At 63.8% G+C, this 3,636-nt stretch carries 4 protein-coding genes and 1 pseudogene; 4 read left to right on the top strand and 1 reads right to left on the bottom strand.

What is annotated here, in order from left to right; all coding sequences use genetic code 11:
• The 4 genes and pseudogenes from JCM25143_RS14620 to JCM25143_RS20190 form a co-directional block, all read left to right on the top strand.
• Nucleotides 1-455 (top strand): FAD-dependent oxidoreductase (locus JCM25143_RS14620; protein ID WP_025861763.1); only part of this gene is annotated, 455 nt, incomplete at its 5' end.
• Between the two features lie 71 nt (nt 456-526).
• Nucleotides 527-748: a sulfur carrier protein ThiS gene (thiS, locus tag JCM25143_RS14615; protein WP_025861762.1), complete on the top strand. Its 222-nt coding sequence runs from the start codon at nt 527-529 to the stop codon at nt 746-748.
• Between the two features lie 35 nt (nt 749-783).
• Nucleotides 784-1,560: a thiazole synthase gene (locus JCM25143_RS14610; protein WP_025861761.1), complete on the top strand. Its 777-nt coding sequence runs from the start codon at nt 784-786 to the stop codon at nt 1,558-1,560.
• Nucleotides 1,557-2,158 (top strand): annotated as a pseudogene (locus JCM25143_RS20190) (thiamine phosphate synthase). Before JCM25143_RS14610 ends, JCM25143_RS20190 begins: the two are co-directional and overlap by 4 nt.
• A gap of 45 nt (nt 2,159-2,203) precedes the next feature.
• On the opposite strand, the gene JCM25143_RS14600 reads toward JCM25143_RS20190, so the two are convergent.
• Nucleotides 2,204-3,636: ATP-dependent DNA helicase RecG (locus tag JCM25143_RS14600; RefSeq protein WP_025861760.1), on the bottom strand; the 1,433-nt coding region annotated here is incomplete at its 5' end.

Genomic DNA, 3,636 nt, shown 5'->3' with positions numbered 1-3,636 from the left:
GGGTGGTGGACTGCACCGGGCTGGTCGCGCGCGACAGGCTGGACACGCTGCGCGGCGTGCGGGGCGAAATGCTGCTGCTACGCTGTCGTGATGTAACCCTGCACCGGCCTGTGCGGATGCTGCACCCGCGTATTCCGGTCTATATCGTGCCAAGAGCTGACCATCTTTTCATGGTCGGGGCGACCATGGTGGAAAGTGAAGACACTGGTGGCATGACCGTGCGTTCCATGCTGGAACTGCTGAACGCGGCCTATACCCTGCATCCCGGTTTTGCCGAGGCGGAAATTCTCGAGACAGGTATCGGGCTCCGGCCTTCGTACCCCGATAATATGCCCCGCGTGACGCAGGATGGAAAATATTTGTTTATCAATGGTATGTACCGCCATGGCTTTCTGCTGTCCCCCGCACGGGCGGAAGAGGCAGCGGACAGGATTTTCGGTCACGCGGCGGCCTGAAAGCCTGAGCGGGGCCGCAGACTGGCCCGCGCGGGCTGTGGTGGATCGATGTTTTTAAGGAAAATGATCCGATGCTGATCATGGTGAACGACGAGACGCATGATGTTGCTGCCACGACACTGGCGGAGCTGCTCGAAGAGCTTGGCTACCGTGGCGCGCGCATTGCCACGGCGCTGAACGGGCATTTCGTGCCAGCGTTGCAGCGTGCTGCAACACCGCTCGCGGACGGGATGCGGGTTGAAGTGGTTGCCCCCATGCAGGCGGATAAGGCGGCGTGCGAAAGGCTGACATGACGGATCGGATACAAGACAACCGCGAGGATAACCGCATGGATGTTCTGTTTTACGGGCAGGCGCTGTCTTTCCCCCTGATGCTGGGAACAGCCCAGTATCCTTCGCCCGAAATCCTGCGCGATGCCGTGCTGGCGGCGCGGCCGGGCGTTGTTACGGTTTCGCTCCGGCGCGAGGCCGCGCGCGAAAAGACGGGGCAGGCGTTCTGGTCGCTCATTCAGGAACTGGGCGTGCCGGTCCTGCCCAATACGGCGGGCTGCCATACGGTCAAGGAGGCGGTCACAACCGCCCATATGGCGCGTGAGGTCTTTGGTACGGACTGGGTCAAGCTTGAAGTCATTGGCGAGCAGGACACGCTCCAGCCGGATGTGTTCGGGCTGGTGGAAGCCGCGCGCATCCTGTCAGAAGAAGGCTTCAAGGTGTTTCCTTATACGACCGAGGACCTGGTGGTGGCGGAGCGGCTGCTGGCCTGCGGGTGTGAGGTGCTCATGCCTTGGGGGGCTCCTATCGGTTCAGGGCGGGGGCTGAACAATGTGTTCGGCCTGCGTGCGCTGCGGGCGCATTTTCCCGGTGTGCCGCTGGTGGTCGATGCGGGGCTAGGGGTTCCCTCCCATGCAGCACAGGCGCTGGAACTCGGGTATGACGCGGTGCTGATCAACACCGCCGTGGCGCGGGCGGGCGACCCCGCGCAGATGGCACGTGCGTTCAGGCTGGCGGTGGAAGCTGGCCAGCTTGGCCGCGCGGCAGATCCTATGGAGGAGCGGGATATGGCGGCTCCATCCACCCCCGTCGCGGGAAAGGCATTTCTGGGATGAAAACTCTACCGCAACCCATCTACCGTTGTCGATTCCGCGCAGTGGGTCAAGCGGCTGGGGCAGGCAGGCGCACGCTTTATCCAGCTTCGCGTCAAGGACCGGCCCGAGGCCGAACTGCTGGCTGAAATCCGCTCCGCCCGAGCCATTGCCGAGGATCTGGGCGTATGCCTTGTGCTCAATGATTACTGGCAGATCGCGCTGGATGAGGGCATTTCCTACATCCATCTGGGGCAGGAAGATCTGGATACGGCGGATTTCGCGGCTATCCAGCGGGGTGGGCTGAAGCTTGGCGTCAGCACCCATTGCCCGGAGGAGCTCGACCGCGCCCTGTCTTTTGCCCCGGATTACGTGGCGCTAGGGCCGATCTGGGAAACAAAGCTGAAGAAAATGGCTTTCGGCCCGCAGGGTACGGACAAGCTGACAGTTTGGAAAAAACAGGTGGGTGAGACGCCAGTTGTGGCCATTGGCGGCATTACGCTGGAGCGCGTCAGGCCCTGCATGGATGCCGGGGCGGATTGTGTTTCTGCCGTGTCGGCCTTTACTGGCCATGCCGATCCCGAAGCAGGTCAGGGCTTGGCTGGCGGCGGCGGGCTGTTAGTGCACGCCGCATATCATTGAGGCTGGCAGGCTAGAAGCCTGATGGCTAGCCCCTGAAAATACGTGCCGCGTCTGCCTTGCCGAACAAGTGCAGCACGGCGCGCGCGGCCTCGCTCAGATGCTGTGCCAGAGGTATGGGCTGCTGGCCCACGGGCGGGGCTATGCTGTCTTCTGGCAGAATGGTCAGCGCCTCACGCCGGGCGGTTTCCAGCAGGCTGTCCACCAGCGTATCAGACGCAATCCGGTATTCCGGCAGGCCGGACTGGCGGCGGCCCGTGGCCTCGCCCCCGCCCCGCAGGCGAAAATCCTCATCCGCTATCAGAAAACCGTCTTCCGTCTCGCGCAGGCAGCCCAGTCGGCGGCGGGCAGTGTGGCCGGGGTCGTCGTCATGCAGCATCAGGCAGTAGGAGGCCGCACTCCCGCGCCCTACGCGGCCACGTAATTGGTGCAACTGTGCCAGCCCGAAGCGTTCGGCATGTTCTATCACCATAATACTCGCCCCCGGCACATCCACCCCCACTTCAATAACCGTGGTGGCAACCAGAAGCTGCGTATGGCCTGCGGCAAATTCGGCCAGTGCCTGTTCACGCACGGCGCTGTCCTGTTGGCCGTGTGCCAGCCCGATAACCGGAGCCTTGCCCCCACTGCGTGGGTTTTTACCAAAATACGAAACCAGTGTGGCGTGGCGGGCCTCGGCCGCGGCAATGTCCAGTGCCTCGCTTTCCGAAACAAGGGGGCAGACCCAGAACACCTGTGCTCCATCGCGCAGGGCGCGGCCTATGCCCGCCAGCACGTCATCCATCGCGCCAAGGCTGTGCAGCGATGTGCGGATTGGTTTGCGCCCGGCGGGTTTGCCCTCCAGACGGCTGATTCGCATATCACCAAAACGGGTGAGCAGCAGCGTGCGCGGAATGGGGGTGGCGGTCATGGTCAGCATGTCCGCATTAAGGCCCTTGTCCGCCAGCGCCAGGCGCTGCTCCACGCCAAAGCGGTGCTGCTCGTCGATCACGGCAAGGCCGAGGTCGGCAAAATGCACGTTTTCCTGCACCAGCGCATGGGTGCCCACCGCCAGCCGCGCCGTGCCGTCCGCCATGTCCGCCAGTGCTTTCTTGCGTGCCTTGCCTTTGACTGAACTGCACAGGAACGCCACCGGCACGGGAGAAAGCCGGGCAAAGGTGGCGGCATGCTGGCGGGCCAGAATTTCCGTAGGGGCCATGATAGCGGCCTGCGCACCGGATTCGACCGCGCGGAGCATGGCCAGCAGCGCCACCAGCGTTTTGCCTGAGCCGACATCGCCCTGCACAAGCCGGTTCATGCGGGTGGGGGCTGCCATGTCGGTTTCGATCTCGCGCAGCACGTGGGTCTGGCCGGGGGTCAGTTCATGGCCGAATGACGCAAGAGCCTGCTGTTGCAGGGGGCCGCTCTGGTGGATGGTGCTCGGGGTGGCGCCGGGCATGGAACGTCCGGGCCGGGCGCGGG

This window comes from Acetobacter papayae JCM 25143 (assembly GCF_000613285.1).
Taxonomy (GTDB): domain Bacteria; phylum Pseudomonadota; class Alphaproteobacteria; order Acetobacterales; family Acetobacteraceae; genus Acetobacter; species Acetobacter papayae.
Note: the sequence above shows the minus strand (reverse complement) of the source record. Positions and strands in the feature narration are given on the sequence as shown.